General features: G+C 58.7%; 1 protein-coding gene. It reads left to right on the top strand.

Annotated elements, in window-relative coordinates; genetic code table 11:
• Window positions 1-316, top strand: a 316-nt coding sequence (locus tag AB4Z23_RS28500) for a hypothetical protein (protein WP_441361310.1), incomplete at its 5' end; no start/stop codon positions are given.
• Window positions 317-458: the final 142 nt, after the last annotated feature.

Here is a 458-nt window from a genome sequence, read left to right on the forward strand (position 1 = left end):
ATATGTCGGCGTAGTCTGCTATTCCGATTCCAAAAATTACGCGAACAAAATTCCGGTAGGTCCAGGGGCCGTCGAGAAACATGAGGATCATTTCGCCGACCTCCTCGGATCCGACCTCGAGCGCTTCCGCGGCGCCGCTCTTAAACATCTACAGAAAAACGGCGCAGACCCCGCGAAGTGCTTTGTCGCGTTTCTCGCGGTCCCCGACATCAACCAGCTTCGGCGCGACTTCTACAATGAAATGGGTCTTCTACCTCCTGAAGACATTCCAGATGACGAAGACGACGAGACCGCGGACGAGGAGGAAATCGCATGAGCTTCGCATTGGAGCTTGCCGGGCGCCTCGCTGGGCATGAATCCTTCGCCCCGATCATGTTACGACTGGAGGCGTCGGCCGCCGCTACGGCGATCAGCGCCGACAATGCCGGCGAGGCGGAGCCGACCGAAGAGGAGATGGC

This window comes from Agrobacterium sp. MCAB5 (genome assembly GCF_052114365.1).
Taxonomy (GTDB): Bacteria; Pseudomonadota; Alphaproteobacteria; order Rhizobiales; family Rhizobiaceae; genus Agrobacterium; species Agrobacterium tumefaciens.